Source organism: Streptomyces sulfonofaciens (genome assembly GCF_014656295.1).
In the GTDB taxonomy this organism is placed as follows: domain Bacteria; phylum Actinomycetota; class Actinomycetes; order Streptomycetales; family Streptomycetaceae; genus Streptomyces; species Streptomyces sulfonofaciens.
In genome coordinates this window covers 468,126-486,398 of the sequence record NZ_BNCD01000002.1, presented here as the reverse complement: position 1 = coordinate 486,398, position 18,273 = coordinate 468,126, and the positions used below count along the sequence as shown (strand labels likewise).

General features: G+C 74.0%; 11 protein-coding genes. 7 read left to right on the top strand and 4 right to left on the bottom strand.

Features of this window, described 5'->3' with window-relative positions; translation table 11 throughout:
* The first annotated feature begins 89 nt into the window (after positions 1–89).
* Together IE313_RS05065 and paaK are read left to right on the top strand one after the other, a co-directional pair.
* A complete protein-coding gene (locus IE313_RS05065) occupies positions 90–1,406 on the top strand; it encodes an MFS transporter (RefSeq protein WP_189929837.1) in 1,317 nt (438 codons plus the stop codon).
* Positions 1,407–1,472: 66 nt separating this feature from the next.
* A complete protein-coding gene (gene paaK / locus IE313_RS05060; protein WP_189929668.1) occupies positions 1,473–2,801 on the top strand; it encodes a phenylacetate--CoA ligase PaaK in 1,329 nt (442 codons plus the stop codon).
* Between the two features lie 177 nt (positions 2,802–2,978).
* Here the strand turns inward: paaK and IE313_RS05055 are convergent, their stop codons facing one another.
* From IE313_RS05055 to IE313_RS05040, 4 genes are all read right to left on the bottom strand, one after another.
* Positions 2,979–4,538 (bottom strand): phytoene desaturase family protein, encoded by a 1,560-nt coding sequence (locus tag IE313_RS05055; protein ID WP_189929667.1) that lies wholly within the window; start codon positions 4,536–4,538, stop codon positions 2,979–2,981.
* A 154-nt stretch (positions 4,539–4,692) separates the two neighbouring features.
* Positions 4,693–6,978, bottom strand: coding sequence for a serine/threonine-protein kinase (locus IE313_RS05050; RefSeq protein WP_189929666.1), 2,286 nt, complete (start codon positions 6,976–6,978; stop codon positions 4,693–4,695).
* Between the two features lie 18 nt (positions 6,979–6,996).
* Positions 6,997–7,839, bottom strand: coding sequence for an oxygenase MpaB family protein (locus IE313_RS05045; RefSeq protein WP_189929836.1), 843 nt, complete (start codon positions 7,837–7,839; stop codon positions 6,997–6,999).
* 302 nt (positions 7,840–8,141) lie between these two features.
* A complete protein-coding gene (locus tag IE313_RS05040) occupies positions 8,142–8,528 on the bottom strand; it encodes a four-helix bundle copper-binding protein (RefSeq protein WP_189929665.1) in 387 nt (128 codons plus the stop codon).
* 399 nt (positions 8,529–8,927) lie between these two features.
* On the opposite strand from IE313_RS05040, the gene IE313_RS05035 reads away from it, so the two are divergent.
* From IE313_RS05035 to dhaK, 5 genes are all read left to right on the top strand, one after another.
* Positions 8,928–12,827, top strand: coding sequence for a discoidin domain-containing protein (locus tag IE313_RS05035; RefSeq protein WP_189929664.1), 3,900 nt, complete (start codon positions 8,928–8,930; stop codon positions 12,825–12,827).
* A 193-nt stretch (positions 12,828–13,020) separates the two neighbouring features.
* Positions 13,021–14,331 (top strand): diacylglycerol/lipid kinase family protein, encoded by a 1,311-nt coding sequence (locus IE313_RS05030; RefSeq protein ID WP_229924381.1) that lies wholly within the window; start codon positions 13,021–13,023, stop codon positions 14,329–14,331.
* 164 nt (positions 14,332–14,495) lie between these two features.
* Positions 14,496–14,897 (top strand): ATP-binding protein, encoded by a 402-nt coding sequence (locus tag IE313_RS05025; RefSeq protein WP_189929663.1) that lies wholly within the window; start codon positions 14,496–14,498, stop codon positions 14,895–14,897.
* 117 nt (positions 14,898–15,014) lie between these two features.
* Positions 15,015–17,075, top strand: a complete 2,061-nt coding sequence (locus IE313_RS05020) for a SpoIIE family protein phosphatase (protein WP_189929662.1) — start codon at positions 15,015–15,017, stop codon at positions 17,073–17,075.
* A 167-nt stretch (positions 17,076–17,242) separates the two neighbouring features.
* Complete coding sequence (gene dhaK / locus IE313_RS05015) at positions 17,243–18,235, top strand: dihydroxyacetone kinase subunit DhaK (RefSeq protein WP_189929661.1); 993 nt, start codon at positions 17,243–17,245, stop codon at positions 18,233–18,235.
* Positions 18,236–18,273 lie beyond the last annotated feature (38 nt).

Sequence of the window (18,273 nt, the reverse complement as noted above, 5' to 3'; positions counted from 1 at the left end):
GTTCGGCACTTTATCGGAAGCGCGACCGGGGCGGCGGAGTCCACGATCGGGGGGTGCCCCCGCATCTGCCGCTCCGCCGCACCCGCCCCATGGCCCTGCTGTCGCTCGGCCACGCCTGCGTGGACGTCTACCAGGGATCCGTCGCCGCGCTCGTGCCGTTCTTCGTGGCGGAGCGGGCCTACACGTATGCGGCGGCCTCCGGACTGGTCCTGGCCGCCTCGCTCCTCTCCTCGGTCGTCCAGCCGCTGTTCGGGGCGCTCACCGACAGATGGGCGATGCCGTGGCTGCTGCCGGCCGGCACGCTGGCCGCGGGGACCGGGGTCGCCCTCAGCGGCGTCGGCGGCTCCTACCCGCTCACCGTCGCCGCCATCGCCGTGTCGGGGATCGGCGTCGCCGCCTGGCATCCGGAGGCCGCACGGGTCGCCCGCGCCACCAGCCGCGGCAGCCACACGGCGATGGGCTGGTTCTCGCTCGGCGGCACCATCGGGTTCGCAGCCGCACCCCCGCTGGTCTGGGCCGTGCTGACCGCCGGCGGCCCGGGCGCCTCCCCGCTGCTGGTGGCGCCCGCCCTGGCCGGCTGCGGTCTGTGCGCCGTGGCGCTCCGGACGGCCGGCAGTGCGGCGCCACCCGCGGCGGCACGCGCCGAGCGGACCGCGGACACCGACGACTGGCCGTCCTTCGCCAGGCTGTCGGGGGCCGTCGTGTGCCGCTCGATCGCCTTCGTCGGCCTCAGCGCGTTCGTCCCGCTGTACGCGCCCCTGCGCACCGCGGGCGGCGAAGCCGCCGGTAGCGCCGCGCTGTTCGTGCTCTACCTCGGCGGTGCGGTGGGCACCGCGGCCGGCGGCCGGCTCGCCGCCCGCTTCGGCCGGCTGCCCGTGATGCGCTGGTCCTACGCCCTCGCCGTCCCCGCCGTCGCCGCGGTGGTGTGGGTGCCCGGACCGCTGCTGTACCTGTTCCTCGCCCTGACCTCGGCGGGCCTGTACGTGCCGTTCTCCCTGCACGTCACCCTCGGCCAGGACTACCTGCCGCGGCGCGTCGGCACCGCGAGCGGCGTCACCCTCGGGCTCGCGGTGAGCGCCGGCGGACTGGCGAGCCCCGCCATCGGCGCACTGGCCGACGCCACCTCGCTCGAGGTCGCGCTCGCGCCGCTGACCGGCCTGCCGGCCCTCGGCTGGCTGCTCCTGCGGACGCTGCGCGAGCCCGTCCGTCCCGATCCCCGCCCGTCCACGGACCCGCCCGCACCGGGCGGCAGGGCCGACGCCCCGGCCGGCCGCCGCACCGGACCGGCCGTCCCCCGCGCTCCCGCACCGCCCGCCCCCGCACCGCCTTCGCCGCAGCGCCCGACCGGCCGCTCCGAAGACCGCGCCCGCTCCCTTGACGCGCCCCCGGAGCCCCTGGATTACTGATCTCCGTGCGGCCCCAGACCGAATGATCGGTCGACCGCGGTGGCCTGCTGGCGAGGGAGGACGCCCATGACGACGACCTGTGCCGCGGAACCGGCGGACCCTGCGGACCCGCGGGACGCGGGCGAGCTGCTGGATCCGGAGCAGCTCCGGGAGGTGCAGCTCCGGCGGTTGCGGGCCACGCTCCGGCACGCCTACGACCACGTCGGCTTCCATCGGGCCGCCTTCGACCGGGCCGGGCTGCGACCCGAGGACTGCCGCTCGCTCGCCGACCTCGCCCACTTCCCGTTCACCACCAAGGCCGACCTGCGCGACACGTATCCGTTCGGGATGTTCGCGGTGCCCGAGAGCGAGGTGCGGCGGCTGCACGTGTCGAGCGGGACGACGGGCCGTCCCACCGTCGTCGGCTACACGGAGGCCGACCTGTCGCTCTGGGCCGACCTGGTGGCCCGGTCGATCCGGGCGGCGGGCGGGCGCCCCGGTCACAAGGTGCACGTGGCGTACGGCTACGGCCTGTTCACCGGCGGGCTGGGGGCGCACTACGGCGCCGAGCGGCTCGGGTGCACGGTGATCCCCGCGTCCGGTGGTATGACGGCCCGCCAGGTGCAGCTCATCCAGGACTTCCGGCCCGAGATCATCATGGTCACGCCCTCGTACATGCTGACGCTGCTGGACGAGTTCGAACGGCAGGGCGTGGACCCGCGGACCACCTCGCTGAGGGTCGGCGTCTTCGGCGCCGAGCCGTGGAGCGAGGAGATGCGCCGCGAGATCGAGGAGCGCCTTGCGATCGACGCGGTCGACATCTACGGGCTGTCGGAGGTGATCGGTCCCGGTGTGGCGCAGGAGTGCGTGGAGACCAAGGACGGGCTGCACATCTGGGAGGACCACTTCCTGCCCGAGGTCGTGGACCCGGTCACCGGAGAGGTGCTGCCGGACGGGGAACCGGGCGAGCTGGTGTTCACCTCGCTGACCAAGGAGGCGATGCCCGTCGTGCGGTACCGCACGCGCGACCTCACCCGGCTGCTGCCGGGCACGGCACGGGTCTTCAGGCGGATGGCGAGGGTCATGGGCCGCAGCGACGACATGGTGATCCTGCGGGGCGTCAACGTCTTCCCCACCCAGATCGAGGAGATCGTGCTGCGCACCCCCGCGGTCGCACCGCACTTCCAGTTGCGGCTGACCCGCGAGGGCCGGATGGACGCGCTGACGGTGCGTGCCGAGGCCAGGCCGGGCGCGACGCCCGAGGCGCGCGAGGCGGCGGCCCGTGCGATCGCGGCCGGGGTGAAGGACGGCATCGGGGTCACGGTGGCCGTGGAGATCGTGGCCCCCGAGTCGCTGGAGCGCTCGGTCGGCAAGATCAGGCGCCTGGTGGACCTGCGCGGGCCCTCGGGTACCTGACCGGCTCCGACGGGCACCCGGCCGGCCCAGGGCCTGACGCGGGACCCCCCGGCACCACCGCGCCCCGGTGTCCGACCAGAGCCCGGGGCGGCCCGGGGTCCGCGGGACGACCGGGGTCCGTGGGACGACCGGGCCCGCGCGGCGCGGGCCGTTCCTACCGGCCCCGACGCGCGGGTCCTAGTGCCCAAGCACCGCCATCGCGGCGTTGTGGCCGCCGATGCCGCTCACTCCGCCGCCGCGCACCGCGCCCGCGCCGCAGAGCAGGATGTTGGGGTGGGCGGTCGCCACGCCCCAGCGGCCCGTGCCCTGCCCGGCCCAGGGGAAGGCCAGGTCGCCGTGGAAGATGTTGCCGCCCGGCAGCCGCAGGTCGCGCTCCAGGTCGAGCGGGGACTTCGCCTCGATGCACGGCCTGCCCTCGGCGTCCTTGGCCAGGCAGGACTCGATGGGCTCCGCCAGGTGCGCGTCGAGCTGGGCCAGCGTGGCGCGCAGCAGTTGCTCGCGCACCGCCGTGTTGTCGTGGCGGAACAGCCGGGCGGGCGTGTGCAGTCCGAAGAGCGTGAGGGTGTGCCAGCCGCGCCGGGCGAGGTCGGGCCCGAGGATGGTCGGGTCGGTGAGCGAGTGGCAGTAGATCTCCGACGGCGGTGCGCCGGGCGGCGCGCCGCCCTCGGCCTCGTCGTGGGCGCGGGCCAGGGCCTCGTAGCCCTCCGCGATGTGGAACGTGCCCGCGAACGCGTCACGCGGGTCGACCGAGGTGTCGCGCAGCCGCGGCAGCCGCTCCAGCAGCATGTTGACCTTCAGTTGCGCGCCCTCCGCGGGCGCGGGCGGGTCCTCGCCGAGCAGGGTGGCCAGCTCCTGCGGAGAGGCGCCGGACAGGACGTGCCGCGCGGCGACGGTGCCCTCCGCGTCCCGGGTCCGGTAGGCCACCTCCGCCTCACGGCCGTCCGTCTCCACGCTGACGACCTCGTGCCCGGTGGCGATCTCGGCGCCCGCGGCGCGTGCGGCGGCGGCCAGCGCGTCGGTGAACGCGCCCATGCCGCCCACCGGTACGTCCCAGTCGCCGGTGCCGCCGCCGATGACGTGGTAGAGGAAGCAGCGGTTCTGCCGCAGCGACGGGTCATGGGCACCGGCGAACGTGCCGATCAGCGCGTCGGTGAGGACCACTCCGCGCACCAGGTCGTCCTGGAAGTGCTCCTCGACGGCGGCCCCGAGTGGCTCCTCGAAGATCATCCGCCACGTCTCCTCGTCGTCGACGCGGCGGCGCAGCTCCTCCCGGGTCGGCAGCGGTTCCGTGAGCGTCGGGAAGACCCGCTCCGCGACCCGCCGGGTGCGCCCGTAGAAGTCCTGCCACGCCTCGTACTCGCGCTCGCCGCCGGTGAGCGCCGCGAAGGACGCCCGGGTGCCCTCCTCGGTGCCGGGGCCGGAGCCGACCAGCAGGCCCGTCGGGCGTCCGGCCCGCTGCACGGGCGTGTAGGAGGAGACCGTGCGCTTGCGGAGCCGGAAGTCAAGGCCCAGGTCGGTCACGATGGTCCGCGGCAGCAGGCTGACGAGGTAGGAGTACCGGGACAGCCGTGCGTCGACTCCCGCGAACGGGCGGGTGGAGACCGCCGCGCCGCCCGCTCCGTCGAGCCGCTCGAGGACCACTACCGTGCGTCCGGCGCGCGCCAGGTAGGCGGCGGCCACCAGGGCGTTGTGTCCGCCGCCGATGATCACGGCGTCATAGGCATCGCGAGCAGGCATGGTCCTTCGTAACACGCGAGGATCGGCGGGGCCAGGGGGCGGTGGGCGCCGTCCTGCCGGTCCACGGTGTGCACCGCACGGCGGGGGGAGGGGGCCCGCCGCCGGCTGAGGGCGGTCGGCTGAGGGGCGCGGAAGGCGCCGGGCGCGGGTGCGCTCAGGGCGCGTACCGCTGCCGCAGGGCGGCCACGCCGCGGTACAGGGCGACGGCCTCCGGCCCGCGGCCGAGCTGTTCCAGGCAGTGCGCCTCGTCGTTGTGGGCCGCGAGGGTGTCAGGGTGGCCGGTGCCCAGCGAGCGGGCGCGGGCGGCGGCCACCGCGCGGTACTCGGGCAGGGCGTCGGGCCAGCGGCCCAGCCAGCCGAGCGCGACGGCGACCTCGCGGCGGCTGACCAGGGTGTCCGGGTGGTCGGGCCCCAGCACCCGGGCCCGGATCGCGGCCACGTCGCGCGCCTCGGCCAGTGCCTCCTCCCAGCGGCCGAGGCGCCCGAGGTTGACGCCGAGACCGTGCCGGGCGCGCAGCGTCTCGGGCGCGAGCGGGCCGTCCACCCGGCTCCGGTCGTCGATCAGCCCCTGGTACAGCCGGAGGGCCTCCGTGCTGCGGCCGAGCCGGCCGAGGCTGATGCCGATCTCGTAGCGGGCGGCGAACGTGTCGGGGTGGTCGGGGCCGAGTACCCGGGCGCGGGCCCCGGCGACCGCACGGTAGGTCTCCAGGGCCTTCGACCAGTGCCCGAGCAGGCCCAGTACGTAGGCGACCTCGTACTGCGTGACGAGCGTGTCGGGGTGGTCGGCGCCCAGCACCCGGGCCCGGGCCTCGGCCACCTCGGCGGCCATCCGGCAGGCGTCCTCCAGGCGGCCGAGCCTGCTCAGGTTGAAGGCGAGGTTGTGCCGGCAGCGCAGCGTGTCCGGGTGGTCGGGCCCCATGGCACGCGTCCTGGCCGCCAGGACGGCCGAGTAGACCTGGTGGGCCTCGGCGTGCCGGCCGAGCCGCCCGAGCTCGAAAGCCGTCTCCTGGAGGGCCGCGAGCGTGTCGGGGTGGTCGGCGCCCAGTACCCGGGCGCGGGCCGCGGCCACGTCGCCGTACTCGCCGAGGGCGGCCTCGGGACGGCCGGTGCGGCTGAGGCTGAAGGCGGCCTCGTAGCGGCTGGTGAGGGTGTCCGGGTGGGCGCGGCCCAGCGCCCGGGTGCGCTCGGCGGCGACCGCCCGGTGCACCTCGGCCGCCTCCTCCCAGCGGCCCAGCCGGCCGAGGCTCAGCCCGGCCTCGTGCCGGGAGGCGAGCACGGCGGCCACGGCCGCGGACGGCGCCGGCGGGCGGGGAGCGGTGCGGTGCGTTCCGGCGGTGCCTGCGGGGCCCGGGCCCGTCGTGCCTCCCGCGGGGCGGCCGCCGCTCCCCTCCGGGTGCGCCGCCGGTGGCGCGGTGGTCCAGGGCCCGCTGAGGCCGGCGGCCGCGCCGGGCGGGGTGGGGTCCGGTCCCAGGGGGAGCCGGCCCGCTGTGCCGGTGGCCTTGGGGCCGGTGGTCATGCCGGTGGCCCAGGGCGGCAGGCCGCTGTACCGGCCGGCCCGGCGGACGGTGCCGGCGGGCCACGGCCCGCCCCGGCCCGCGCGGATGCGGTGGACCAGGTCGCGCGCGTCGCCCAGTCGGGCGCCGGGGTCCTTGGCGAGGAGATCGAGGATGATCCGCTCCAGGTAGGGCGGAAGGTCGGCGCGGTGCCGGCGGGGCGGCCTGGGGGGTGTGTCGCGGTGTCCGACGAGCACCGCCCAGGCGTCCTGCAGGTCGAACGGCGGCGCGCCGGTGGCGATCTCGTACAGCACGCAGCCCAGGGAGTAGAGGTCGCTGCGGTGGTCGACGTAGCCGCCGCTGATCTGCTCGGGCGACATGTAGTGCGGGGTGCCCATGGCGATGCCGGTGCCGGTCAGGCGCTGGGTGAAGCCGATGTCGTGGCCGAGGCGGGCGATGCCGAAGTCGCAGATCTTCACCGTGCCGTCGGTGAGGCGCATGATGTTGGCCGGTTTCAGATCGCGGTGCACCACGCCCTGTTCGTGCGTGTAGGCGAGCGCGGCGGCCACCTGGTCGGCGACCTCCTCGACGTCGGTGACCGGCATCGGCCGGCGCGCGCGGTCCGCCCCGGCCAGCACCTCGCTCAGGTTCCGCCCCTCCAGCAGCTCCATGACCAGGTACAGCACGCCGTCGTGCTCGCCGAAGTCGTGCACGACCGTGATCCCGCGGTGCTGCAGCGACGCGGCGACCCGGGCCTCGCGGCGGAACCGCTCGCGCATCACGCGCGCGAGGGACCGGTCCTGCTGCGGCGCCAGCGGCTTGAGGCACTTGACGGCGACCCGGCGGCCCAGCGACTCGTCACGGGCGCGCCACACCTCGCCCATACCGCCCCGCCCGATGACGTCGAGCAGCCGGTAGCGGCCCTGGATGAGTCTGCTTTCCGCCATCTCCCTCAGTCGCCCCCGTCACCCGCCCGTGCCCTCCCCCGGCCCGTCCAGTATGGCTACACGGCCCTGAAGTGTGTACGGCGAGGGGCGGGCGCCCGGTCCGAGGCGCTCCATGGCACGCAGGATGTGCTTGGGCGGCAGCCGCCAGCGCAGCCGGCCCGGGATCCTTCGGAGCACGGCCCCGGCGGTTCGCAGCCGGCGGGTCACGACGTCGGGCGGTGGTGCGGGCCTGGCGTACAGCTCGCGGGCGTACGGCGGCAGCGCGGCGTACGCGAGGCCCGCCAGCGGGCGCCAGAGCGCCGTGCGTGCCGCCAGCAGCGCCGCCGGCACCGGCGGGCACCGCAGGAACGCGTCGACGTCCGCCGCCTCGGGTCCTGCGGCCAGCTCGGGCCGCACCCGCTCGAAGTAGGCGGCGAGTTCCGCCCGGTCGGCCGGCACCTCGCGCGGGTCGAGTCCGACCAGCGGGGCGCCGGCGGTGCGCTGCTCGGCGATGTAGCGGTCGGCCTGCCCGTCGGTGAGGGGGAAGCCGGAACGGCGTACGACGTGCAGGTAGGACTCGACCTCCGCGCAGTGCACCCACAGCAGCAGCGCCGGCTCGTCCACGCCGTAGACCGCGCCGGTGGCGGGGTCCGTGGCGGTCAGCGCGCCGTGGATGGCGCGCACCCGTGCGCCCGCCTCGCGCGCGGCCTCGGCGGTGCCGTACGTCGTGGTGGCGACGAAGCGCGCGGTGCGGATCAGCCTGCCCCAGGCGTCCCTGCGGAAGTCCGAGTTCTGCATGACGCCGCCAACCGCGCGCGGGTGCAGTGCCTGGAGGTAGAGCGCGCGGACGCCCGCCACCCACATCATCGGGTCGGCGTGCATCTGCCAGGTCACCGAAGCCGGCCCGAAGAGCCCGGGATCGCCGTCCTGCACGGTCACCCCCTGTTGTTCCCGCCCGTCGGGGCGGATCGTCGGGCAGTCAGGCTATCCGGGCGTCCCGGCAGCGGCCCGGCCGGTTCCGCGCGGCGTTCGCGGAGCTGCGCGCACAGATGCGGTGCCGCCATCGCTGCCCCTGCCGCCTCACAGCCGACGGCCGTCCCGCACAGCGGTGTGCCGCCCAGGAAGATCACTTCCTGGGCGGCACACCGCTGTGCGGGCGGCACCCCACCGGGTGCCGCGCCCCCTCACCCGAGGATGGCGAGGAAGTCCGTGCAGGCGCGGGCGCAGGCGCGGCAGGCCGCCGCGCACTCCTCGGCTCCCGGGTGCGCATCGCACGCATGAGCGCACTCCATGCACATCGCCCTGCACCATTCGACCTGGATCCGCATGCCGTACTCGTCCTGATGCGCCTGTTCCGACAGCATCGCGCAGGTCGCGTCGCACACCTCCGTGCACAGCACCGCCTGGCGTCGCATCTCGTGCCCCACCGCCGCGTCGCCGGGACCGGCGAAGCTCACCCGGCCCGCGCAGACCCGGGCGCAGTCGGCGCACGCCTGCGCACAGGCGAAACCCTCTTCCAGGAACGCGACGAGATCCTGCCGGTCCTCCGCGTGCCACGCCGTGGACGTCACCGTTCGGCTCTCCTCTCCGAGCTCCGTGCTCCGTGCCCCACTCGCACTCGCCTCTCGGCCCCTTCCCCGTGGCTGCGGGTAGCCCCGCGCCGGGCGCGCCAAACCCACCGCCGTGCACCGCTTCCGGCCAGGTCCTGCCCGCCCGGGCCTGGCCGCCGACCTGCACCCGCCCCGCAGTACACAAAGTCCAGCAAGAAGGTCTGCTCAAACCGTGGACTCGGGTACACACTTCTGCAATTCTTCAACAAATAGGCGCAAGAATACGAGGTCCTGATCGGGACCCCAGAGTGGCCCTGCCCCGCGCTCGGGGACCTCGGCGCGCCCGGCACTCCGCACACCCGTACTCGACGACAAGGCGCCCGGCCGCCGTGCGCGGCCCGCGCCGAGGACAGGGGAACGATGCGAAGACAACGCTGGAGGCGACGGGCGCTGACCGCCGTCCTCGCCACCACCCTGGCCGCGATCGGCCTGCCGGCGGTGCCCGGCGCCGCGGACACCGGCCGGCCCGCCGCCGTGGCCGACGCAGTGGACCTGGCCCACGGCAAGCCGCTCACCGCAAGCAGTTCTGCGCAGGGTTCGGCGGCGGCCAGGGCGGGCGACGGTACGCGCGCCACCTACTGGCAGAGCGCCGGGGGCCGTCTGCCGCAGTGGATCCGGACGGACCTCGGGGCCTCCGTGGCCGTCGACCGCGTGGTGCTCGCGCTGCCGTCCGGCCGGCGCACCACGACGCAGACACTCACGCTCCAGGGCAGCACGGACGGCACCCACTTCACCGACCTGGTCGCCTCGCACCGCTACACGTTCGGCGGCCCGCGGGACCGGTCCGCGACGCTCTCGTTCGGCAGCACGGTGACGCGCCACGTCCGCGTGCTGATCACCGCCAACTCCGACCGGGACGCCGGTCAACTGGCCGAGATCGAGGTCTTCGGCCCGGCACGGGGCGACACCCGGCCGCCCAGCGCCCCGCGCGCCCTCGCCTTCAGCGAACCCGAGACCGGCCAGGTCAAGCTCAACTGGCGGGCGTCGCACGACAACACCAAGGTCACCGGGTACGACGTCTACACCGGCGACGGCACCCTGCGCACCAGCGTGAGCGCGGCCACCACCACCTACACGGACACCCCGCCGGCGGGCTCGGCGGCCGCCTACTTCGTCCGCGCCAGGGACGCCGCGGGCAACCAGTCGCCCGACAGCAACACCGTGACCCGCAAGGCCGTCCGGGGCGACAGCCAGGCGCCGACGGCGCCGGAGCACCTGGCCTTCACCGAGCGCACGGGCGGCAAGATCCGGCTGACCTGGGGCGCGTCGCACGACGACACCAAGGTCACCGGATACGACGTGTACGCCGACGACGGCACCCTGCTCGGCAGCGTCGGCGGCGGCACGACCGGCTACACCGACACCCGGCCCGCCGGCTCCAGCACGACCTACCAGGTGCGGGCCAGGGACGCCGCGGGCAACCGGTCCATCGGCAGCAACACCGTCACCCGCGACGGCCCGCGGGCACAGGACGCCGACCTCGCCGCGCACAAGCCGATCAGCGCCTCGTCGACGGTGTTCACCTACGTCGCCGAGAACGCCAACGACGGCAACACCGGCACGTACTGGGAGGGCGGCCCCGGCAGCTACCCCAACACCCTCACCGTCAAGCTCGGCGCCAACGCCGACGTCCACCAGGTGGTCGTCAAGCTCAACCCCGATCCCGTCTGGGGCAAGCGCACCCAGACCTTCGAGGTGCTGGGCCGCGAGCAGAAGGCCGGCTCCTTCACCAGCCTGGTCTCCGGCCGCGGCTACGCCTTCGACCCGGCCACCGGGAACACGGTGACCGTCCCCGTCACGGCACGCGTGGCCGACGTCCAGCTCAGGTTCACCGGCAACACCGGCGCCCCGGCCGGCCAGGTCGGCGAGCTCCAGGTGCTCGGCGTGCCCGCGCCCAACCCGGACCTGCGCATCACCGCCGTCACCGCCGGCCCCTCGGCCCCGGTGGAGTCCGACCAGGTCAGCCTGACCGCGACGGTCGCCAACACCGGTACCGCGGCCTCCGACCCCGCCGACGTCGCCTTCCAGTTGGGCTCCACCAAGGTGGGCACGGCGCAGGTCGGATCCATCGCGGCGGGCGCCACGGCGACGGTGACGGCGAACACCGGAGCGCACGACGCGGGCAGCTACCAGGTCGGCGCCACCGTCGACCCCGACAACAAGGTCATCGAGCAGGACGACGGCAACAACGCCTACACCAGCCCGACCCCGCTGGTCGTCAAACCCGTCTCCAGCTCCGACCTGCTGGCCTCGCCGGTGAGCTGGTCGCCCGGCGCCGCGTCCGGCGGCGACACGGTCACCTTCTCGGTCGCCCTCAAGAACCAGGGCACCGTGGCCTCCGCGGGCGGCGGACACGCCATCACGCTCTCGGTGCTGGCGGCGAACGGCAGCACCGTCAAGACGCTCACCGGGTCCTACAGCGGCGCCATCGCACCCGGCGCCACCACGGCGCCGGTCGGCCTGGGCACCTGGACCGCGGCGAACGGCAAGTACACCGTCAGGACCGTCATCGCCGACGACGCCAACGAGGTACCGGTCAAGCGCACCAACAACACCACCTCGCAGCCGCTGTTCGTCGGCAGGGGCGCCGACCTGCCCTACGACACCTACGAGGCGGAGGACGGCGTGGCCGGCGGCGGCGCCAGGACCGTCGGGCCCAACCGCACCGTCGGGGACCTCGCGGGCGAGGCGTCGGGACGGCGGGCCGTCACGCTGGAGAGCACCGGCAGCTACGTCGAGTTCACCACCAAGGCCAGCACCAACACGCTGGTCACCCGCTTCTCCATCCCGGACTCCGCGGGCGGCGGCGGCACGAACGCGACGCTTGACGTGTACGTCAACGGCACGTTCCGCAAGGCGATCGACCTGACGTCGAAGTACGCGTGGCTGTACGGCGCGGAGACCGGTCCCGGCAACTCGCCCGGCGCCGGCTCACCGCGGCACATCTACGACGAGGCCAATCTGATGCTCGGCGAGACCGTACCGGCGGGCAGCACCATCCGGCTGCAGAAGGACGCGGCCAACACCTCGAAGTACGCGATCGACTTCATCAGCCTGGAGCAGGTCTCGGCGCTCGCCAACCCGGACCCCGCCCGGTACACGCAGCCGGCCGGCTTCACCCAGCAGGACGTGCAGAACGCCCTGGACAAGGTCCGCATGGACACCACCGGCACCCTCACCGGGGTGTACCTGCCGCCCGGCGACTACCAGACGTCGGGCAAGTTCCAGGTCTACGGCAAGGCCGTCAGGGTCGTCGGCGCGGGGCCCTGGTACACCCGCTTCCACGCCCCGTCGTCCCAGGAGAACACCGACGTCGGCTTCCGCGCGGAGAGCTCCGCGAACGGCTCGGTCTTCGCGAACTTCTCCTACTTCGGCAACTACACCTCCCGCATCGACGGGCCGGGCAAGGTCTTCGACTTCTCCAACGTCGCCGACATGACCATCGACAACATCTGGAACGAGCACACGGTGTGCCTCTACTGGGGCGCCAACACCGACCGCGTCACCATCAGGAACTCGCGGATCCGCGACACCTTCGCCGACGGCGTCAACATGACCAACGGCAGCACGGACAACCACGTCGTCAACAACGAGGCCCGGGCCACCGGAGACGACAGCTTCGCCCTCTTCTCCGCCATCGACGCCGGTGGCGCGGACGAGAAGAACAACGTCTACGAGAACCTGACGGCCATCCTGACCTGGCGCGCCGCCGGCGTCGCCGTCTACGGGGGCTATGACAACACCTTCCGCAACATCCACATCGCGGACACCCTGGTGTACTCGGGCGTGACCGTCAGCTCGCTGGACTTCGGATATCCGATGAACGGCTTCGGCACCGGCCCGACCACGCTGGAGAACATCTCCATCGTGCGCGCGGGAGGCCACTTCTGGGGGTCGCAGACCTTCCCGGGCATCTGGCTCTTCTCGGCCTCGAAGGTGTTCCAGGGCATCAGGATCAACAACACCGACATCATCGACCCGACGTACAGCGGCATCATGTTCCAGACCAACTACGTGGGGGGCCAGCCGCAGTTCCCCATCAAGGACACCGTGCTGACCGACATCACCATCACCGGCGCCCACAAGAGCGGTGACGCCTACGACGCCAAGTCCGGCTTCGGGCTGTGGGCCAACGAACTGCCCGAACCGGGGCAGGGGCCCGCGGTCGGCGAGGTCACCTTCCACAACCTGACCCTCTCCGACAACGCCCAGGATGTGAAGAACACCACATCCACCTTCACCATCAACCGGCTCCCCTGAGAGGGAGCCGGCAGGCGGCCCCGAGCCACGGGGCACGCGCGTGAGCCGCATGCGGTGGGGACGCCGGCCCCACCGCATGTCCCCGCACCGCCATGGGACCGCTATAGGGTGGGGCGGCGCCGTGACCCGCCTACGGCGCACACGGCGAGCAGGCAGTGCACCGTGTGACGGCCGAGGCTCAGGGGGCTGGCAGATGAAGTGGACACCCCGGCTCCCCGGGCGTGCGGCCCGCCGTGCGGCGCTGCGCGCGCTGGGCTCCCTGGCCCTGGCCACCGCGGCCGGCCGTGCCCTGGCCCCGGCCGGCACCCGCCGCCCGCCCACCGGCGCCACCGGACACGCGGCCGCCGCGGCGGCCCTCACCCTCGGCGCCCTGCTGGAAGCACCCCGGTTCGGCCTGGTGGTGGGGCCGGTGACCGGTGCCCTGGCCGCCTCGCGGATCCGCTCCGTCGGCTCGCGCAAGGGCGAGGTCGCGGCCGGGATCGCCATCGGCGCCGGTGCGGCGGTGCTGACCTGCCGCTGGTGGCCGGTCAAGCCCGAGGCGGCCGCGGCGGCCGCCCCGCCCCGCACCCCGGCCCCCGCGCTCAAGGACGGCGCGGGGATGGAACTGGTACTCAATCCGTCCTCCGGCCTCTCCTGGAACCAGGAGGCCACCGGCACCGCCGACGAGCTGCGCACCCTGCTGCCCGCCGCCGAGCTCACCGTCCTCGACCAGGGCGACGACCTGGCCGCCGTGCTGGACGCCGCGGCGGCCCGGGCCGCGGCGGCGGGCGGCGCGCTGGGGGTCTGCGGCGGGGACGGCACCGTGAACGCCGCGGCCGAGGCATGCCTGCGCCACGACGTGCCGCTGGCGGTCTTCCCCGGCGGCACCTTCAACCACTTCGCGCTCGATCTGGGCAACCAGTCCCTGGCGGACGTGGCGCGTGCGGTCCGCGAGGGGGACGCGGTCGTCGCGGACGTCGGGCACGCCAAGGCGCAGGGCGGCACGGACCAGCTCTTCCTCAACACGTTCAGCCTGGGTGTCTACTCGGATCTGGTGCAGGCCAGGGAGCGACTGGAGGAGCGCATCGGCAAATGGCCGGCGGTCGCCGTCGGCCTCGCCACGGTGCTGGCCACCGGGAGCCCGGTGCGGATCGCCGTCAACGGCCGGCCGCGCCGGCTGTGGCTGCTCTTCGCCGGCAACGGCATCTACCATCCCGCCGGGTTCGCGCCCACCTACCGCACCCAGCTCGACGACGGTCTCCTCGACGTCCGCGCGGTCGACGGCGGCACTCCCTTCGCCAGGACCAGGCTGCTGCTCGCGGTGCTCACCGGCACCCTGCACAGCTCGCGGGTGCTGACCACCGGGCAGGTGCGCCGGCTGCGCCTGGAGGTGCTGGAGGGCGACCCCCGGTTCGCCTACGACGGCGAGGTCACCCGCGCCTCCGACACCCACCTCGTGCTCGACAAACTGCCCCGCGCCGTGACCGTCTACCGCCCTGCCGACCAGGACCAGTGGCTGCACTGACCACCCCGCCCCACCCCGTGGGGCCAGGGGAACCGGGGCGTCCACATACCGCAAAGAGCCCCGCGGACGGCGAGCACGCAGCAAACTGGCGGGAGCATTCCGGCGTACGCCGCCGCAAGTCGGGCAGGCGGATGGTGGAGCGAGTTTCTGACGGGGTGAACGATGTGACGGAAGCGGAAGTGCAGGCGGACAGCAGCCCGGGTGCGCCCGGTGGCCGCGGTGTGCGGTCCACCAGCATCGCCCAGGCCCGCGACCTGGCCAGAAGACGGTTGCGGGGCCTGGACAAGCAGCTCGTGGACGACTGCCTCCTGGTGGTCTCCGAACTGGTCACCAACGCCATCAGGCACGGCGGCGGACTCGTCCACCTCGACGTGATCACACAGCCTGGCCACGTCACGGTGAGTGTGCAGGACCGCAGCAGCGCGTTGCCCACCTCGGCCGCCCCCACCGGGCAGTGGCTGCCCGGCGGCTACGGCTGGCCGATGGTGTGCCGCCTGGCGAAGCAGGTCACCATCAACCAACTGGAGGGCGGGGGAAAGGCGATCCACGTCAGCATCGCCCGCTGATCGCGCCCTCGCCCGACCCCGGCGCCCGTAGCCATGCAACTCAGGCCATAGCAGCCAGGAACATTTGATTTCACTGGTTTTCTGTGCATACCCGGCAGGGCAGAGCAGAATGGACACATGGCCGATGGGGGAGCACGCTCCTCGCCTCAGGAGCCCGAGCCCCAGCGCCAGGTCCCGATCCTGGCGCTGAACCGCCTGGGCAGCTTCCACTGGGACCTGGACCGGCGGCGGATGCGGATGGACGCCACGGGGCTCGCCGTCTTCGGCATCGCGGAGGACGAGTACGACGGACGCCCGGGCACCCTCGGCGCACGCATCCCGCCCGCCGACACACGCCGCATCCGGGACACCATCAGCACGGCGTTCCGCGGCCGGGCGGAGAGCTACGGCACCTACTTCCGGGTCCTGCGGCCCGGCGAGGGGCTGCGCTGGGCGCACACGCACGGGTTCGTGCGCAGGGACGCGCAGGGGCGCGCCCGGTGGGTGCACGGCATCGTCAGGGACGCCACGGAAGAGCTGGGCGAGCCGGGCCGCCCGCCGGCCCGTCCGGCGCACCGCGGCGGTGTGCCGCTCGGCACCGTCGTGCAGAACGCCACCACCGCGCTGGCCCGCGCCCGCACCGTGCGCGACGTGGTCCAGGTCCTCAGGGACGCCTACGACGTCGAGCGGCTGGGCTCGGCCAGCATGGTGCTGGGCCTCGTCGAGGGCGGTCGGCTGCACATCGTCGCCGCCCAGCCCCCGAGCAGGCTCGCGCCCGGCAGCGAGGTGACCCGACTGGACGAGCGGTATCCCACCAATGACGCGGTGCGCACGCTCAGCCCGCTGTTCATCGAGTCGCCCGAGGAGTTCAAGCGGACCTATCCCGAGCTGTGGGACGTCTTCGGCGCCTACGGCCTGACCGCCGCCGCCTATCTGCCGCTGATCGCCCAGGGGCGCCCCATCGGCGTCTTCGCGCTGCACTACCACGACAGGACCGCCTTCTCCGACGAGGAGCGCACCCTGCTGATCGCGCTGGCCAGCAACATCGCGCAGGGCCTTCAGCGGGCGATGTTCTTCGACCAGGCCACGGACCTCGCGCAGAGCCTCCAGGAGGCCATGCTGCCGCACAGCATCCCCGCGGTGCCCGGCGCCGACGTCGCCGTGCGCTACCGCTCCGCCTCGCTGGCCCGGGAGATCGGCGGCGACTGGTACGACATGATCCCACTGCCGCGGGGGCGCTACGGGGCGGTCATCGGGGACGTGCAGGGCCACGACACCCACGCGGCGGCCGTCATGGGCCAGCTACGCATCGTGCTGCGCGCCTACGCCGCCGAGGGGCACACCCCGGCGACCGTGCTGACCCGGGCCTCCGTCTTCCTCAACGAGCTGGACACCGAGCGCTTCGCGACCTGCGTGTACGCGGAGGCCGACCTGTCGACCGGGATGGTGCAACTGGTGCGGGCCGGCCACCTGGCCCCGCTGCTGCGCCTGGAGGACGGCACCTGCCGGCCCGTCGAGGTGGCGGGCGGCCTGCCGCTCGGCCACTCCGAGGAGTTCGGCAGGCCCGAGTACGACGTGACCACGCTGGAGCTCGCGCCCGGCCAGACGCTGCTGATGTTCACGGACGGTCTGGTGGAGCGGCCGGGCGCCGACGTGGACGAGGGCCTTGCCGCACTCGCCGCGCAGGTCGGGGCGGGACCGCACGACCTGGACCGGCTCGCGGACGAGCTCTCCTCGGTCGTCGACGAGCGGGAGGGCGAGGACGACGTGGCGCTGCTGCTGCTGCGCCGGCACGCCCGGCAGGCCGGGACGCGGCTGCGCCGCGAGGTGGCACGGGACGACCCCGGCGCGCTGAGCGCGGCACGCCAGTTGATCCGGGCGGCCGGGCGGGCGCTGGGCGTCGAGGAGCGCGGCGACGAGATGGAGCTGGTCGCCGACGAGCTGATCACCAATGTGCTCGTCCACACCGAGGGCCCGGCCACCGTGACCGTACGGTTGCAGGACGGCGGGGCCCGCCGGATGCGGGTGGAGGTGGAGGACTCCTCCAGCGCGCTGCCCAGGCGCCGGGAGGCGGGCGAGGCCGGGGTGTCGGGACGCGGGCTGCTGCTGGTGGACCGGCTCGCCGACGACTGGGGGGTGGAGGCGCGCGGCGGGGGCAAGTGCGTGTGGTCGGAGTTCATCGTCCCGGAAGGCGGGTGAGGCGCCGTCAGACACCGTGCGACGCAACGGGCCCGGCCGTGACGCGTGACAGTGAATTCTTGATACTGATGATATTGCTCTTGAACGACCGGGCCACCGCCCGGCACCGGCGCGGACGACGGCCGGTGAGCCGCGCTCCGCCCGACCGGGTCCACCTGGAGGTACCGATGAAAATGCTGATCAACGTGGCGGAGACGGTCGTCGCCGACGGCCTGCGGGGCCTGGCCGCGGCCCATCCCGAGCTGACGGTGGATGTGGAGAGCCGCGTGGTGGTGCGGCGGGACGCCCCGCTCGAGGGCAGGGTCGGCCTGGTGTCCGGCGGCGGCTCGGGGCACGAGCCGCTGCACGCCGGGTTCGTGGGCCCGGGCATGCTGTCGGCGGCCTGTCCCGGCGAGGTGTTCACCTCGCCCGTGCCCGACCAGATGGTGCGGGCCGCCGCCGCGGTGGACAGCGGTGCGGGTGTGCTGTTCATCGTGAAGAACTACACCGGCGACGTGCTCAACTTCGACATGGCCGCCGAGCTGGCCGAGGACGAGGGCATCCAGGTCGCGAAGGTGCTCGTCAACGATGACGTGGCGGTCACGGACAGCCTGTACACGGCGGGGCGGCGCGGCACCGGGGCGACGCTCTTCGTGGAGAAGCTCGCGGGTGCGGCGGCCGAGGAGGGCAGGCCCCTGGAGCAGGTGCAGGCGATCGCCCGTCAGGTCAACGAGAACACCCGCAGCTTCGGCGTCGCCCTGAGCGCCGTCACCACCCCGGCCAAGGGCAGCCCGACGTTCGACCTGCCGGCGGGCGAGCTGGAGCTGGGCATCGGCATCCACGGCGAGCCGGGCCGTGAGCGGCGCGCCATGATGACCTCGGGTGAGATCGCGGACTTCGCCGTGGACGCCGTCCTGGAGGACCTGCAGCCCAGCAATCCGGTACTGGTACTGGTCAACGGCATGGGTGGCACCCCTCTGCTGGAGCTGTACGGGTTCAACGCCGAGGTGCAGCGGGTGCTGTCGCAGCGGCGGGTGGCGGTGGCCCGCACCCTGGTCGGCAACTATGTGACGTCGCTGGACATGGCCGGTGCCTCCGTGACGTTGTGCCAGGTCGACGAGGAGCTGCTGCGGCTGTGGGACGCACCGGTGAGCACCCCGGGACTGCGCTGGGGCATGTGACGGCCGCCGCGCCGTCCTGTCCGGGTGGCACATGCCGT